Origin of the sequence: Enterococcus sp. DIV1224 (assembly GCF_050555455.1) — a bacterium.
GTDB lineage: Bacteria > Bacillota > Bacilli > Lactobacillales > Enterococcaceae > Enterococcus_B > Enterococcus_B lactis.
This window is the reverse complement of record NZ_CP187859.1, coordinates 1,487,024-1,502,018: the sequence shown is the minus strand read 5'-3', so window position 1 is coordinate 1,502,018 and position 14,995 is coordinate 1,487,024. Positions and strand designations below refer to the sequence as shown.

General features: G+C 37.8%; 16 protein-coding genes and 1 pseudogene. 10 read left to right on the top strand and 7 right to left on the bottom strand.

Annotation, left to right across the window (positions count from 1 at the left end; genetic code table 11):
* Positions 1–11 precede the first annotated feature (11 nt).
* The 10 genes and pseudogenes from IGK53_RS07335 (at position 12) to holA (ending at position 9,078) form a co-directional block, all read left to right on the top strand.
* Positions 12–1,136 carry a CAP-associated domain-containing protein gene (locus IGK53_RS07335; protein ID WP_002292199.1) on the top strand — a complete coding sequence of 375 codons (1,125 nt, stop codon included), beginning with the start codon at positions 12–14 and terminating at the stop codon, positions 1,134–1,136.
* Positions 1,117–1,557, top strand: coding sequence for a YlbF family regulator (locus IGK53_RS07330; protein WP_002292198.1), 441 nt, complete (start codon positions 1,117–1,119; stop codon positions 1,555–1,557). Before IGK53_RS07335 ends, IGK53_RS07330 begins: the two co-directional genes overlap by 20 nt.
* On the top strand, positions 1,547–1,885 hold the full coding sequence (locus IGK53_RS07325) for a YlbG family protein (protein ID WP_002292197.1): 339 nt from the start codon (positions 1,547–1,549) through the stop codon (positions 1,883–1,885). Before IGK53_RS07330 ends, IGK53_RS07325 begins: the two co-directional genes overlap by 11 nt.
* A gap of 130 nt (positions 1,886–2,015) precedes the next feature.
* Positions 2,016–2,576: a 16S rRNA (guanine(966)-N(2))-methyltransferase RsmD gene (gene rsmD / locus IGK53_RS07320; protein WP_002292196.1), complete on the top strand. Its 561-nt coding sequence runs from the start codon at positions 2,016–2,018 to the stop codon at positions 2,574–2,576.
* Positions 2,573–3,064 (top strand): pantetheine-phosphate adenylyltransferase, encoded by a 492-nt coding sequence (coaD, locus tag IGK53_RS07315; protein ID WP_002292195.1) that lies wholly within the window; start codon positions 2,573–2,575, stop codon positions 3,062–3,064. Before rsmD ends, coaD begins: the two co-directional genes overlap by 4 nt.
* On the top strand, positions 3,054–4,097 hold the full coding sequence (locus tag IGK53_RS07310) for a SepM family pheromone-processing serine protease (RefSeq protein WP_002292194.1): 1,044 nt from the start codon (positions 3,054–3,056) through the stop codon (positions 4,095–4,097). The genes coaD and IGK53_RS07310 overlap by 11 nt, the downstream gene beginning before the upstream one ends.
* A gap of 428 nt (positions 4,098–4,525) precedes the next feature.
* Positions 4,526–5,104, top strand: a complete 579-nt coding sequence (locus IGK53_RS07305; RefSeq protein ID WP_002292192.1) for a helix-hairpin-helix domain-containing protein — start codon at positions 4,526–4,528, stop codon at positions 5,102–5,104.
* A 180-nt stretch (positions 5,105–5,284) separates the two neighbouring features.
* Positions 5,285–5,824, top strand: coding sequence for a ComE operon protein 2 (locus IGK53_RS07300; protein ID WP_002292191.1), 540 nt, complete (start codon positions 5,285–5,287; stop codon positions 5,822–5,824).
* Positions 5,817–7,995, top strand: a pseudogene (locus IGK53_RS07295) (ComEC/Rec2 family competence protein). The gene IGK53_RS07300 and the pseudogene IGK53_RS07295 overlap by 8 nt, the downstream one beginning before the upstream one ends.
* A gap of 36 nt (positions 7,996–8,031) precedes the next feature.
* Positions 8,032–9,078 (top strand): DNA polymerase III subunit delta, encoded by a 1,047-nt coding sequence (holA, locus tag IGK53_RS07290; protein ID WP_002329129.1) that lies wholly within the window; start codon positions 8,032–8,034, stop codon positions 9,076–9,078.
* Positions 9,079–9,162: 84 nt separating this feature from the next.
* Here the strand turns inward: holA and rpsT are convergent, their stop codons facing one another.
* From rpsT to IGK53_RS07255, 7 genes are all read right to left on the bottom strand, one after another.
* Positions 9,163–9,417: a 30S ribosomal protein S20 gene (rpsT, locus tag IGK53_RS07285; RefSeq protein WP_002292188.1), complete on the bottom strand. Its 255-nt coding sequence runs from the start codon at positions 9,415–9,417 to the stop codon at positions 9,163–9,165.
* A 399-nt stretch (positions 9,418–9,816) separates the two neighbouring features.
* The gene (locus IGK53_RS07280; protein WP_002289125.1) at positions 9,817–10,086 is read right to left on the bottom strand and encodes a hypothetical protein; all 270 of its coding nucleotides are present in this window, start codon (positions 10,084–10,086) and stop codon (positions 9,817–9,819) included.
* Between the two features lie 244 nt (positions 10,087–10,330).
* Positions 10,331–10,459, bottom strand: a complete 129-nt coding sequence (locus IGK53_RS07275) for a hypothetical protein (protein WP_002292186.1) — start codon at positions 10,457–10,459, stop codon at positions 10,331–10,333.
* A gap of 80 nt (positions 10,460–10,539) precedes the next feature.
* Positions 10,540–10,995: a DUF441 domain-containing protein gene (locus IGK53_RS07270; protein ID WP_002289123.1), complete on the bottom strand. Its 456-nt coding sequence runs from the start codon at positions 10,993–10,995 to the stop codon at positions 10,540–10,542.
* Positions 10,996–11,129: 134 nt separating this feature from the next.
* Positions 11,130–13,058, bottom strand: a complete 1,929-nt coding sequence (locus tag IGK53_RS07265) for a heavy metal translocating P-type ATPase (RefSeq protein ID WP_002329131.1) — start codon at positions 13,056–13,058, stop codon at positions 11,130–11,132.
* 196 nt (positions 13,059–13,254) lie between these two features.
* Positions 13,255–14,088 (bottom strand): undecaprenyl-diphosphate phosphatase, encoded by an 834-nt coding sequence (locus tag IGK53_RS07260; protein ID WP_002329132.1) that lies wholly within the window; start codon positions 14,086–14,088, stop codon positions 13,255–13,257.
* A gap of 189 nt (positions 14,089–14,277) precedes the next feature.
* Entirely contained in the window at positions 14,278–14,982 is a 705-nt protein-coding gene (locus tag IGK53_RS07255) for a histidine phosphatase family protein (RefSeq protein WP_002329133.1), read from the bottom strand.
* Positions 14,983–14,995: the final 13 nt, after the last annotated feature.

The window sequence follows — 14,995 nt, the reverse complement described above, 5'->3', positions numbered from 1 at the left end:
GGTGGGGAAACATGAAAAGACTGGGTTTGTTTTGGCTGATTCTGCTATTAGTTATTGCGGCATTCTATATGGAACCAGTCTTGTTCCCGCCAAAACTTGAAGTGAAGGAAAACTCTGATCAACAAATCTCAAATCAAATGACAACGTGGAAATACCAGGAGCTTAAAGCAACTGGTTTTTCTACTTATATTGGAAAACCGATCGAACAGCTAGAAAAAGATTTTGGACAATCCTATGATCGATTAACTAGTGGGTTTGGTTTTGAAACAAGATATTATGAAAACAAAGCCAGTCATCTCACGTTTGAAGTAAATGTCCAAGATAGCATGGTCACAACTGTTAAAGTACTGCAAACAGGACCTGCTGATATCACGCCGTTTTATTTAGGGATGACGATGCAGGACCTAACGAAACTCACGACTATCTATACTAATTTCACTTTTGAGTATCACGACACAGAAGTTGGAATCGAACTGATGGAAGAGGATATGAATTATCGTCCACTGATTGCTTTTGATAACGACACTTTTGCTATTTTGTTTTTTGATCAAACAACAAACGGTCTGTTTTCAGTTGTATATTTAGATAAAGATAGTCTTTTGAAACTTTTACCGTATCAAGTGTTTGGTGAAGGTCTCCCACATTATGAAGCAGATAAATCGGCTGACTGGGAATCGATCAATCGCGGTAAAAAACGAAAAAGTACGACTTTACTAAACATGCTTAGAAGAGAAGACGAACTTCCTATATACAACCAACCGCTTGCCTTTCAAAGCCACAGTCGGCTGCTGCTACATGATTTCTTGACAAAGCCTGAAGAAATCTTGTCAGACGAACGTATGGCTGATTGGCAAAAATCGCTAGGCAGCGGGCAAACGACAATGAAATTCTCCTTGACGAATGATGAATTGGAGAAGCTAATCAGTAAACAGAAATTAGAAAATACTAGTGGACTGTTTATTCATCCAGCAATCGACGCTACTTTTTCGTTTTTATATTGGTACAGCGATCCATATAATCATGACCGCTTTATGGATCCGGGAACGGATTCATTAGGCATTGCTTTTTCTAAAGAAAATATGTTAGTCTTATTGCAAGAAGAAAACGGAGAAAGTAGTGATAGCAGTGATCGTTAACGAAGAGCTGTTTCAACTGGAGGATCAATGCCTCCGAGTCGCTGAAATGATAAAAAAGAGTAAAACGATGACTTCTTATTTCAAACATAAACAGTCAATGAAAGAATCTGCAGAAGTCTGCCAATTAAAAGAGGCGTTCCTGTCGAAGAAAAAGGCGTTTGAAAATGTAGCGGCATATGGCGAATATGCACCTGATTATCGTGAAAAAAAACGTGCTCTTCGAAAAGCAAAAAGACAGCTTGACCTGAATGAGCATGTCGCAGCTTTTAGGTATAGTGAAACACAGTTACAAAGTCTGTTGGATCAAATTGTCCAAGCACTTGCCGAAGAAGTTTCTAATGAGATCAAGGTAGATGCAGGTAGTCCGTTCTTTGAAACGAAAAAACACTTTGGATGCGGAGGGAATTGTCATGCAAGTTGACAATAGTGAATTTGAAATAATAAAACGACGCGGGCTGATCGTATGGGTCTACAGCTTAAAACAATTAAAGAATCTAAAAAAGTTCGGCTTGTTGCATTATGTCTCAAGAAGAATGAAATATGTCGTCCTTTACTTGAATGAAGAGACATTTGAAGAGACAGAAGAACGAATCCGTAAATTACATTTTGTTCGAAACGTAGAACGTTCTTACCGACCAGATATCGAAATGAATTTTGCTGATAAAATAGGTAATAAAACGGTATTAAAAGAAGAAGGTTTCGAAATCGAAGAGCTGAATACAGAAATCAGATTAGCTGAACATCTTTAAAAATCTCTTATGAGCAGTTTTTTAATAAAAAAATAACTTGGACAACTATCAAAAATTGATCATTGTCCAAGTATTTTTTGGTCTTTTTTTTGGTATACTAGTACCAGTACCATTTCTAAGGAGTGAGTAGATGCGGATAATATCAGGAAATTATGGCGGACGCCGCTTAAAAAGTTTAGCAGGGGCGAACACCAGACCAACTACAGATAAAGTAAAAGAATCCATATTCAATATGATTGGACCCTATTTTGATGGAGAGACAGTATTGGATCTGTTTGCAGGAAGCGGCGGTCTAGCTATCGAAGCCGTATCCAGAGGTTGCAGTCATGCAGTATGCGTAGACAAAAATTACCAAGCGCTAAAAATCATCAAAGAAAATATCGAGATTACGAAAGAACCAGAGAAGTTTACCACAATAAAACTTGATGCGGACAAAGCAATCGAACGGCTAGCAGCAGAGAAACAACAATTCGATTACTTGTTTCTTGATCCGCCGTATGCAAAACAAAAAATCATTGATCAAATCCATAAAATGGAAGAACTGGGACTTTTTTCTAAAACCGCAGTTATCGTATGCGAAACGGATAAAACAGTCGAATTGCCAGAATCTGTGGCTGGATTTCATCAAATAAGAAAACAGATTTATGGCATAACAGCTGTGACTATCTATAGAAAAGAGGGAAATCGATGAAACGTGCATTATTCCCAGGAAGTTTTGATCCTTTTACAAAAGGACACTTAGATACAGTGGAGCGTGCGGCTAAATTATTCGATGAGGTGGTAATTGGTGTTTTTATCAATACTTCAAAGAAAAGTTTGTTTCCTCCAGAAGAAAGAATGACATTGATCGCAAAAGCTGTGGCACATCTTCCTAATGTAAAAGTCATGCATCAGGAAAATCAATTGACAGTGGAAACGGCAAAAGAAATCGGCGCGGATGCCTTGGTCAGAGGAATACGGAGTATCAAAGACTTCGAATATGAACGAGAAATCGCTCAGATGAACCATCATCTAAACGAGGAATTGGAAACGGTGTTCTTATTGGCAAAACCAGAATATAGCCATGTCAGTTCCAGTATTTTAAAAGAAGTACTGCACTTTGGTGGAGACGTGAGCAGTTATTTACCGCCAGTTATCAACGAAGCTTTAGCTGGAAAGCGTGAATCAAATGAAAGCTAAACAATGGTTGAAAACAGTACTGATTATCATATTTGGAATGTTGATCATCGGATTTGTAGTAGTTCCTCTGCCATATTATGTGGAATCACCAGGAGCAACGATTGATCTGAAAGAATTAATTACAGTCAATGACAAAGAAGACAAAGGTTCTGGCTCTTTCTCTCTTACATCCGTCGGTATCAGGCAAGCTACCGGATTTTTGGCGCTAAAGGCTAAACTAGCCCCCTTTGAAGAATTAATCAGTAAAGAAGAATTGACTGGTGGGGCAACAAATGAAGAATATAATCAAATGCAACAGTATTATATGGATTCTTCCCAAAACGCAGCCATCGAACAAGCGTTGAAACTTGCAGGCAAGCCTTATAAAATGGAATTCAAAGGCGTATATGTCATGAGCGTAGAGAAAACATCGAACTTCTTTGGCAAGCTTTCAGTAGGAGATACAGTAACAAAAGTAGACGGCAAAAGCTTTCAAAGTACAGAAGCATTTATGGATTATGTAAAAAGCCAAAAAGTTGGACAAACAATCGAAATCAGTTATTTGCATAATGGTGAAGAAAAAACAGCATCTGGTGATCTGATTGAGTTGCCAACAGATAAAAAGGCAGGAATAGGCATCACACTTACTGATCATACAGAGATCGAATCAGATACAGACGTTCGCATTAATTCTGGCTCTATTGGTGGACCGTCAGCGGGATTGATGTTCACTTTAGAGATCTATGAACAGGTCACTGGTAAAAATTTGCGACATGGTAAGCAAATTGCCGGAACTGGAACGATCAACAGCGAAGGAGAAGTCGGCCGAATCGGAGGAATCGATAAAAAAGTGGCAAGCGCGGATAAAGCCGGCGTAGAGATTTTCTTTGCACCAGATGATACGATCTCAGACGATGTTAAGAAAGAATATCCTGAAATAAAAACCAACTACGAAGAAGCAAAAGCCGCCGCCAAAAAATTGAATTCCTCCATGAAAATCGTACCAGTAAAAACAGTACAAGATGCGCTTGACTATCTAGAGAAAATGAAATGAAGCAACTAAAAAAAAGTGAAAAAGCTGCTCTGTATCAAGTAATAAGAATAGCTACGCAAAAACAGCTTCTCCTCTTTTGTTTGGATTTATTTACCGCAGATGCAAGCTTTTGAGCTAATTGAATACTATTTATTTTGAATAAGGGATTGTGACATATTTTCTGTCACAATCCTTTTTTTTCGTCAAAATATCTTTCTGCTAAAAAAAAAGAAAAAATTGACGTAATTAGATGTTGAAGGGACGATTTTGCCAGAGCACACTGTTTCTTCGATTTCAAATGAAAGGAGTAATGAATGGTTTTTACTGATCATTCTTTGTAAAAAGAAATAATGATAGAAAAAATCAGCAAGAAAATACTCACCTCACCTAAGTTAATCGTTTGTATGTCTACGGTAGTTCTTATTTTTTGTATAGCCAGTGGTTTTTTATTGTCAAATCTGTTATTTCATAGAGAACCAGAAGAAATCGCTGCAAAAGAAATGCTTTCTCCATTTAGTTCCATTGAAGAAAATCAATTGCCTGAAGGAAATACTGTAGAAGAGGATGCTCGTCCAAAGGTTATGTACACCGATATAAAAGGAAGTGTGAAGGAGCCTGGTATCTATTCGTTTTCTTCAGAAGAACGGGTCTATGATGTACTAAAGCGCGCAGGAGGATTATTAGAAGAAGCGGATAGCGATCGAATCAACTTTTCTGCGAAAATAGAAGATCAGCAAGTCCTATATATCCCTGCTGTAGGTGAAGAGCTGCCAGAACATCTTGATCAGTTGGCATCCTCAGAAGGAAAACAATCTACAGCAGATTCCGAGCCTTCAAAAATAAATATCAATACAGCCAGTCCCTCAGAACTCCAGCAGATTCCTGGGATCGGATCAGTCAAGGCGCAAGAAATCATTCGATTTAGAGAAGAAAACGGATCCTTCCAGAAAGTGGAAGACTTGCAGGAGATCTCTGGTATCGGTGAAAAGACAGTTGAAAAACTAAAAAACTTCGTTACAATTAAATAGAATGATTCAGAATCAACTGAAAAGAGCAATAAATGGAGGCTAATGGATGACGGACTTCATTTCGGCAGTGAAGGATATGCTCTTTTGTCAGACATGATGATTCGGTATATTTAAAGAATATTTTGTTTAAGCAATGGAGTGCTTTTTTGATCAACTTGAAAAAACGGAGGAATGTAAACCATGTTAGAAAAATCTTCAAAACCATGCGATACGAACAAAGAAAAAATTACTGATAAGACTCAAAACAAACGCATTCCCTGGGACCAGTACTTTATGGCTCAGGCAGTATTGTTATCTTTACGCAGCACATGTACACGTTTAGAAGTAGGAGCGACACTTGTTAGGGAAAAACGGATCATTGCTGGCGGCTATAATGGAGCAGTCAGTGGAGATGTCCACTGCATAGATGAAGGCTGCTATGTTGTGGATGGACACTGTTTGCGAACGATCCATGCAGAGATGAATGCGCTGCTACAGTGCGCGAAACTCGGTATCCCAACGGAAGGTTCGGAAATCTATGTCACACATTTTCCATGTTTAGCTTGTACAAAAGCTTTGCTGCAAGCTGGTGTCAAAGGGATCAATTATCTCCATGACTATCGAAATGATCCGTATGCTCAAGCGTTGATTGAACAATTAGGCGTATCTGTACACCAAGTTGCTTTAGACTCGCAGCATTTTTCAAAACTTCAAAATGAATTAACAGGAAAACATGTCTAGCGTTTTAGAAAGGCATGTTCGAAATCGGTTGATTTTTCCGGCAATTACGTCGATGATTATTTGTTTGTTGTATGATACGGACAATTGGATTTATCGTTTGTTTCTTGCCGGAATTTTTTTGTGATTTTCGCTAAAAGAAGGACGTTTTATCGCGTACTTCTGTATTGTTGGTAGCATAATGGTATCCGTTTCTTATAAGCTACAAGAATATTCATTTTTAGAGGAAAAAGAAACTTCTGCGCAAGTGACTTTATCTACAGATACGATTCGTGCAAATGGCAGTTTTTTGACAATGGAAGGAAGGTTGTCAGAGAGTAAACAGAAGATACAGCTTTCTTATCAAGCAAACACCGAAGAGGAATTGAAAACTTGGCTTGGGTTCCGAGGGGAGGGGATAGAATTGACAGCTGAAGGCGAGTTTATTTCTCCCGAAAAAAAGCGAAATCCTTATACTTTTGACCAAGAAGCTTACTTCAGGAACCATAGAATCTCTGGTCGATTCCAAATTCAAAGGGTCGAAAAAATCAACATACAAAATCATTGGCGAAATTGGCTCCAGAGAAAAAGAGGCGCTTTTATTTCTTTTGTCCAATCTGAATTTCCGCAAAAAACAAGTGTATATATCAATTCTTTATTATGGGGTTATAAAGATTCAGGCTTCAGAGAATCAGAAGAAATTTTTAGAGAGAGTGGTTTGCTGCATCTATTCAGCCTATCGGGATTACACATCCAATTTTATTTAGGGTGGCTGTATTATTTGTTTCGACGTATCGGATGGCCACTGCACGTCAGCATCATTCCGTTGAGTCTGCTAACTATCTGTTATGTTTCTCTTGCAGGCAGTTCTATTTCTGTCTTGCGTTCTAGTCTGTTGTTTTTATTGCGGTTGCTAGTCAAATTATTGAATAAACGTTACTCCTCTATGGACTTATTTGCAGTTGTCTTTTGGCTTCTTTTGCTATTTGATCCTCGATTTCTTTTTCATGCGGGCGGACAGCTTAGTTTTTTCATGAGTTTTTTGTTTATCCTGATTTCTTTTGATAGAGATTGGATGAAAAAAACGGCTTCTCATGTCCTATTTACCATGATCACGATGCCGTTGATTGTATGGCATTTTTATGAGTGGCCTCTTTTAGGCAGTCTTTTTACATTACTGGTTGCACCGGTATTCAAGTTTCTTTTTCTTCCTAGTGTGTTCTTTCTGACGCTTTTCAATCGCTGGTTGCCGAGAACCTTACTTTTGCTGATAGAAGAGGGACTGATCTTGTTTGAACGAATGATCGATTCGTTTTCAGGATCGACTCTTGTTTTATGTAGGTCTGTTTTCTTTGATGCTATTGACTTTGCCATTTTTACGTTTTTCTTCAACGATCGTTTTTATCGATGTTGGTCAAGGAGACAGTATCTTTTTGCAAAGTCCTTTTCGAAAAGAAACGATTTTGATTGATACGGGTGGTAAGTTGCACTTTGAAAGGGAAAAGTGGGCGCAAGGTATCGTACGACCTCCTGCTGAAAGGAATATCGTTCCATATCTAAAAGGACAGGGAATAAGTGTGATCGATAAACTCATCTTGACACACGATGATACGGATCATGTGGGAGAATTGTCCACATTATCTCAGCATTTCACCATCAAAAAAATTTATATTGGCTGGGGTGCTGGACGAAATGAGCCGTTGCGAAGGCATTTAACAGAAGCTCAAAAAAATGGCACTAAAATCATTGAAGTCAAACATGGCGACAGGATCAAAGGCTATTATGATCTTTATGTATTGACCCCTTTTGAAAAGGGAGAAGGAAGAAATGAAGATTCAATTGGTTTATGGACGGAATATAACAATAGCCGTTTTTTGTTTTTAGGCGATTTGAATCAAGCGATGGAAGAACAGCTGCTTTTTATTTATCCTAATTTGAAAGCCGACGTAGTCAAATTAGGTCACCACGGTAGCCGCACATCAAGTAATACGGATTTTCTTTCCCGTATTGAAGCGAAACATGGAATTATATCCTGCGGAGTAAATAATCGTTATGGTCACCCTCACAGCGAAGTATTGGAGGCACTAGAAGAAAATCAGATAAGAACATGGCGAACCGATCAGCAAGGAATGATCTCCTATCGCTGGCATCCAGTTTTTCATCCTCACGGCCTAGTGGAAACAATGATAGACTAGTAATTCTCATCTTCTCATGGTAGGATAATTTTGAAAGTGGTGAGTAATTTGAGTATACAAGCAGAGTTACAAAAAATACGTAAAGAAAAACTTGCATCTTGTTACTTGATCTTAGGAACAGAAAAGTTTCTCCAAGATCAAGTTCGGGCAGAAATAGTTAAAAAAATCAAATTAGAGAGCGAAGATGATTTAAATTTTTTAAGTTTTGACATGGAAAATGCAAGTTTAGAGGAGGTAGTGGCTGAAGCAGAGACATTGCCGTTTTTCGGAGATCAACGATTAGTATTTGTGGAGAACCCATATTTTTTAACAGGTGAGAAAGTAAACAATGGAATCGAACAAAATACTGATTTACTGACAGCTTATTTGAAAGAACCACTAGAATCGACTGTATTAGTATTTTTTGCACCATATGAAAAGTTGGATGAACGGAAAAAAGTAACGAAACAATTGAAAAAAACAGCAACCATCATCAACGTCCAACAGCTGAATGAAAAAGAAGTACGTCAATATCTGATGAATACCTTAGAGAACTCTTCCATCAAAATGGAACGAAACGCCATTGATTTATTCTTGCGGTTGACCGACTTAGATTTATCCAAAATGATGAGAGAGTTACAGAAATTAATTCTTTATGGACAAAATCAACAGCAGATCACTGTTCGAGAAGTAGAACAATTAGTTCCTAAAACATTGGAACATAATATTTTTGACATGACCCAATATATTTTAAAAGGGAAGACAGAACAAGCCTTGCGTTTATATGAAGATTTAGTCATGCAAGGGGAGGAAACAATCAAAATCAATGCGATTTTACTTTCTCAATTACGTTTGTTTTTACAGACAAAATTTCTTGTAAAGATTGGCTATCAGCAGGCCAATATTGCAGAAACATTAAAAGTCCATCCCTACCGTGTAAAACTTGCCATGCAAGAAGTAAGGAAATTCGATGAACAGTTGCTGGTACAATTATTTGATCAATTAGTCGAAATGGATTATCAAATCAAAACGGGGCAAATCGAAAAAGAATTAAGTTTTCAACTTTTCGTTTTGCGCACAGGGCAGTTGTTGAGAAATCGATAGAAAGAAGAAGCCAAAAGCATGCGGGAATACCGGTTGCTTTTGGTTTTTTTTGACAAATAAAAAAACCGGCCGAAGCCGATTCTTTTACTTAGCGATTTTTTTGCTTAAACGAGATTTGTCGCGGTTAGCTTTGTTTTTGTGGATTAGACCTTTTGATTCAGCCATATCAATAGCTTTAACAGCTTCTTTATATAACGCATCTACGTTGTCAGCACCTGAAGCTACAGCATCTTCAAATTTTTTGATTGCAGTACGCATAGCGCTTGTTTGAGATGAATTTTTCACATTAGCGTTTTCGCTTGTACGAACACGTTTGATTGCAGATTCAATGTTTGGCATTAGTTTCACCTCCGATAACTTAAGTTCTTACGCGTGTGACCGCATAATTCAACATTCATTATTATACCTAAAGGCAGCGCGCTTTGCAATATGAACATGACAAGTTTTTTTCCTTAACAGTCTTTTATTTAAACTTTTTTATCAGTAAAAACAGATAAATCAAGCTGAAAAAATCAAAAAGACGCTATTGTGGGAGGCAATAGCGTCAAACCAAACTAGATTTTTATTTATCTATTTAAACAAAGATTGAATGGGAATGTTTGGTACTAAGTCATTATATAACAAAGAGAACCGTTTGCAAAGTTTTTTTTGAAAAGGGATACGATTCCCTGTTGTTCTTTGTTTTTCTATTAAGAAACTGTAGTTATTTTATAACCAGTCACCTTTGATCGGTAAAGGTTATTCTGGTGTACCGATTATTTTAATGTATTCATCAATATTTTTTATCAACATTTTTTTAATGACTAACTGATTCCGACGGTTCCATTTGCCACTTACTTCCAGTACATATTTATTTAGTGGCAAACGTAAGATGTACTTTGCCAAATAGCGATCTTTAAGCAGGCCATTGATCACACGGTCCTCAAGCTGCAAGTTGATTCCAGTCAGCATCATTGGCTGTTCTTGTAAAACATACGTATCAATTAAAAGACCTTCAAAAGTTTCCACAAGCGTCTTCCTTTCTTTCCAAAGTAACCTGAGAACAGGTACTGTTTCTTCCATTTTGATATTCGTTAAAGTGGATGCAATCATTCCTTCTTTTGTCCACTGTAATCTAGTATAACAAAAAAGAGGAGAAGAGCCAAAAAGAAAAAAGAGCATCGATTTCAATAGGAAGTCTCATTCGCTCGGTCATTGTTTAAAAAAAGCTCCTGCATCGCAGGAGCATCCCTATATCATTCTAATAGGTCAATCAAAAAGCAGTATCTAACACATTTTGTATCAAATCAGGAAATAAAAGATAAGCTAAGCCCAGAATCAAAAGTACTGCTAAAAGAAACCAGCCAATTGTTCCTATGAAATACTTCAATTTTTCGAACATTGTATCACCTCGTTGTCAGTATATCACGGATCAGTAAATTGGGGGTGTTAAGAATCTCCTAAAAATAGGCAAAATTTGATCTATTTTCCTAAAGCAAATACTTGTAAGATACAGTAAGTAATGCCAGAAGCAATGACTGGTCCGGCGGCGATTCCTCTTAAGAAGACAACACCTAAAATCGTGCCAAAAACAAGCGCAACAGTGATTTGCGGATCAGAAGCAATCAATCCTACGCCCTTGGAAGATAAGACAGCCACTAGCCCACCGCAAAAAACAGCTACCCAGCCGATAGGGGATTTAAAGGCTTCTAATAAATCACGTAGACCGATTTCTCCTGTTGCGATAGGGATCAGAATCGCTGCAGTGATGATCGTCACACCAATATTGATTCCTTTGCCTTGAAGCCAAGGAAAAAAGGAACGGGAGGCTGGTATGAGCTTCATAATCAGCACAAAAGCTGCCGCTATCATTAGACTTTGATTCTTAGCTAAAATTGCTACAAGTAAAATAATACCTAAAAAAAGCCAACTTTCCATGAAATAATTCCTCACTTTCTTCGAAACAATCATAACATGTTTTTAGAAAGTTGCAAAAGCAGGAATTTATCCTTCGAAATCTATTCATACGCTGATTTTTTCATAAAATAAACAAAATCATAAAAAAATTTCACTTATTTGGCAGAAGACAGCCGTGCTTGGTATAGTGGACAAGACTTACATTTTTTTGAAGAATCAGAAAGAGCAGGTAAAGGTCTTAGCAAGCGCAAGCCATTCAGAATAACCAATATCGTGCTTCCTTCGTGTCCTACTACTCCAAGAGGTAGATTTAAAAATTGCAAGAAGTTAGAAGCAATCAACAAGAGAATAACAAGAATCGAAAAAATGATATTTTGTTTGATGATCCGCCGCATTTTTAAAGATAGCCGATGACTGTAGACGAATTTATCTAAGTCATTTTTCATTAAGACGATGTCTGCGATATCCATTGCGGCGTCTGTTCCTTGTCCCATAGCGATACCTAATGAAGCAGCTGCTAAAGCAGGCGCATCATTGACTCCATCACCAACCATCGCATTTACTTGGTAACGTTCATTTTCTTTTTTGACTAGTTGTGTTTTTTCTTCCGGAGTACAGCTGGCATAGTAATGTTCGATTCCTACTTGTTCAGCAATAGCCTTTGCTGTGCCAGAATGGTCGCCAGTTATCATACTTGTATGGATGTTTTGGGATTTAAAGTAGGAAATCACCTGTTGGGCATTTGCTTTTGGAATATCCAACAGACCTAAAACAGCGATTAACTGTTGATCTTTAGAAAGATAGATTACAGTTTTTCCTTGATTTTCTAAACGTTCGATCATTTCCTCAATCTCTTTGCTGATTCTCATCGTCTCAGGATCATATGCGTGTTTGCCAACTTTCCATTGCGCCCCTAAATAGGTAGTTTGTAATCCAAAACCAGTAATTTCTTCTATTGATAGGCATTGGATTGCTTCGGGTATTGTGCAATCGAAATATTGTAAAATCGCATGAGCAAGAGGGTGTGTCGTTTTTTGTTCCATAGCAACAAGAAGTTGTTGTGCCAAATCCTTCTCATCAAAGAAAAAGCTGTCAGTCACAACTGGTTTTCCTTTAGTGAGTGTTCCAGTTTTATCAAAGGCAATCGCTTTTAATTCAGAAAGCTTCTCTAAATGGATCCCGCCTTTGATTAGAATCCCATTTTTTGCAGAATTTGAAAGAGCAGCTAGAGAAGCAGGAGTAGCAGATGCGACAAGCGCACAAGGAGAAGCCACGACTAATAATACCATTCCTCGATAAAAGCTTTCATCCCAACTCCAACCTAAGAAAAAGTGGGGGAGAAGGATCATTAGAGGCACAGCAAGCAAAATCAATTTTACATAATTGTTTTCGATCCGTTCGATAAATGAAGCTGTTTGAGTTGGCGTATTCTGCGCTTCTTCCACTAATTGGATAATCTTAGCAAAGACAGTTTCGGTACTCGTTTTTGTTACTCGAATTGTAATGGGATTTCCTTGATTCAGCGTTCCTGCAAACATCTCATCTCCTAAATATTTTTCTACAGGTACAGATTCACCGCTTAATGCAGACTCGTCGATCGTTGCCTGTGTGCTTTCTAAACAACCGTCGATCGGAACAGCCGCTCCTTTAGCGACGAACACCAAGTCATCCACCTTTAATTGCGAAACATCTACTTCTTGCATTTGTCCGTTTTCTTTTAGTAACTGAGCTTTTTGTGGCTGAAGATTCATCAAAGCGGTAATTTCTTTTTGACTTTTATTGGTCGTGTATTCCTCTAATGCACCGCTTAAACAAAAGATGAATGTCAACATTGCTCCCTCAAAATAATTACCAATCAAACAGGCACCGATAGCGGCTAAAGCCATCAATAAGTCCACATTCAGTGTTCGGTCATTCCACAATTCTTTCAAGCCTTCCGATGTTTGTTTGTATCCACCGATGATAATAGCGCTGATATAAAAAAGCGGGGTGATGGTGAGAGAGAATCGGTCGAAAATAAAACCGGCAATCATAAATAAAAGACAGCCAATTGTTGCTGCAAAAGCTTTTTTCTGATTAGCCATCGTTATCAGTCCTCCTTGTCAAAACAAGGATAGCATAATAAAAATGTAATTGATAATAAAAACAGCTAAATGAGAACGATAATGGTTATCATTTGACTATGGAGCTCGATGGAGTTTTTATTATTTATAATAATTATCATTAGATAAAATAAAAAACCGGAACATTTCTCATACAAGAGAAGTGTTCCGGTTTTTCTTACATTGCAATAAACCAATAACCAATTAAAATGATACCAAGGATAATACGATACCAGCCAAAAGCGGTAAAGTCGTTTTTCTTCAAATAACTTAATAAGAATTTAATAGCTAAGATAGAAACCACAAAAGATACGAATGTTCCTACAAGAAGAACAACAGTTTCTTCCATTTTGAATGAGTTCCCTTCAGCTAAATATTTGACGATCTTCAAGCCGCTTGCGCCAAACATGACAGGAATCCCTAAGAAAAATGAGAATTCTGTAGCGACAAAACGCGAAGCGCCAATCAAGATAGCTCCTAGGATCGTTGCACCAGAACGAGATGTTCCGGGAACAAGTGCCAAGACTTGGAATAACCCAACAAGAAGAGCTGCTTGGTACGTAAAGTCATTCAGCGAAGTCCAACGAGGTGTTTTGTTTTTGTTACGTTTTTCGACAATAATAAAGGCAATACCGTAAACGATCAAAACAATGGCAACGGGTAAGAACTTGTGGAAATTTGCTTCTAACCAATCATCCAAAGGCAAACCAATGATGATGGCTGGTATACAAGCAACGATCACTTTAAACCAAAGTGTCCAAGTATCTTTTTTTTCTATCGTTGATTTACTTGGAGAAAAGGGGTTTAATTTGTGAAAATAAAGAACGACGACAGCTAAGATCGCCCCTAATTGGATAACGACATTGAACATCGACATAAATTGTGAACTGGCATCCAGTTTGATGAATTCATCTGCTAGGATCAGATGACCAGTACTACTGATGGGCAGCCATTCCGTTATTCCTTCAATAATACCGAGAATCACTGCTTTGATAATATTTGCAAAAAACATAAATTCCTTCCTTCCCAATTAAGATACATCTTATAGTATACCGTTATTTTTTGATAAACCCAATCTGTTTTTTAATATTAAGAAAAACTTGAGAAATGAAGCAGATAAGTATACGAAGAAAAAAAGAAGACAAAGCCCTCGTTCAGACTTTGCCTTTTATGATTCTCTGTTAAAAATTAAAATATCCCATCATAAAAACGAGTCTCGACTATGTGCTTTCCCGTTTTCGATATAAGACGTATCGTTGATACCATGGATAGAAAATCGACCGTTTGCATAAGTAACCTTTGTTACACTGCCATTTAAAAGACCAGCACGAACAGGCTGTTTAGGATCGATTAGATTAAGCAAGAAGGCAATCGTCAAACCATGTGATACGACTAAAACATTTCCGCCGCCGTTTTTTTCGCAGTGATGGGCGATATCTTCAAATCCTGTCCATACACGATCTCGTAATGTTTCATAAGTTTCTGCCCATCCAGCCGTATCCAAGTTGTATACAGCATTGGCAATTTGTTCAAAAGAAACTTCTGTGGTAAACATTTCATCATATGTTTTAAAATTCAATACGCGAGGGATCACACCCCACATTTCCATGTCATAGCCACCTTCAAGAGACCCGAAGCACCATTCTCTGATCCGTTTCTCGATAAAATAAGGAATTTCTTTTCCCTTAGAATGTTCTCCTAGAATAATACGGGCAGTTTCGATCGCCCGACCACTGTCACTAGAATAAGCAAAAGAAAAGTCGACATCTTTTAACCCGCGCCCTAAATAATGGATGCCTTCTTGTCCTTGTTTTGTGAGTGGCGTATCACACCAGCCTTGTACGCGTTCGATTGTATTGAACATCGTTTTTCCATGCCGTACGATATAAAGTGTAGTTTCTGTCATTTTATTCTCCTCC

Bases quoted from the DNA above. Each gene is read 5' to 3' on its own strand.
- IGK53_RS07335 (WP_002292199.1), top strand. From the start codon at position 12: ATGAAAAGACTGGGTTTGTTTTGGCTGATTCTGCTATTAGTTATTGCG.
- IGK53_RS07325 (WP_002292197.1), top strand. From the start codon at position 1,547: ATGCAAGTTGACAATAGTGAATTTGAAATAATAAAACGACGCGGGCTG.
- rsmD (WP_002292196.1), top strand. From the start codon at position 2,016: ATGCGGATAATATCAGGAAATTATGGCGGACGCCGCTTAAAAAGTTTA.
- coaD (WP_002292195.1), top strand. From the start codon at position 2,573: ATGAAACGTGCATTATTCCCAGGAAGTTTTGATCCTTTTACAAAAGGA.
- IGK53_RS07310 (WP_002292194.1), top strand. From the start codon at position 3,054: ATGAAAGCTAAACAATGGTTGAAAACAGTACTGATTATCATATTTGGA.
- IGK53_RS07300 (WP_002292191.1), top strand. From the start codon at position 5,285: ATGTTAGAAAAATCTTCAAAACCATGCGATACGAACAAAGAAAAAATT.
- rpsT (WP_002292188.1), bottom strand. From the start codon at position 9,417: ATGCCAAACATTGAATCTGCAATCAAACGTGTTCGTACAAGCGAAAAC.
- IGK53_RS07275 (WP_002292186.1), bottom strand. From the start codon at position 10,459: ATGTTCGAAAAATTGAAGTATTTCATAGGAACAATTGGCTGGTTTCTT.
- IGK53_RS07270 (WP_002289123.1), bottom strand. From the start codon at position 10,995: ATGGAAAGTTGGCTTTTTTTAGGTATTATTTTACTTGTAGCAATTTTA.
- IGK53_RS07265 (WP_002329131.1), bottom strand. From the start codon at position 13,058: ATGGCTAATCAGAAAAAAGCTTTTGCAGCAACAATTGGCTGTCTTTTA.
- IGK53_RS07260 (WP_002329132.1), bottom strand. From the start codon at position 14,088: ATGTTTTTTGCAAATATTATCAAAGCAGTGATTCTCGGTATTATTGAA.
- IGK53_RS07255 (WP_002329133.1), bottom strand. From the start codon at position 14,982: ATGACAGAAACTACACTTTATATCGTACGGCATGGAAAAACGATGTTC.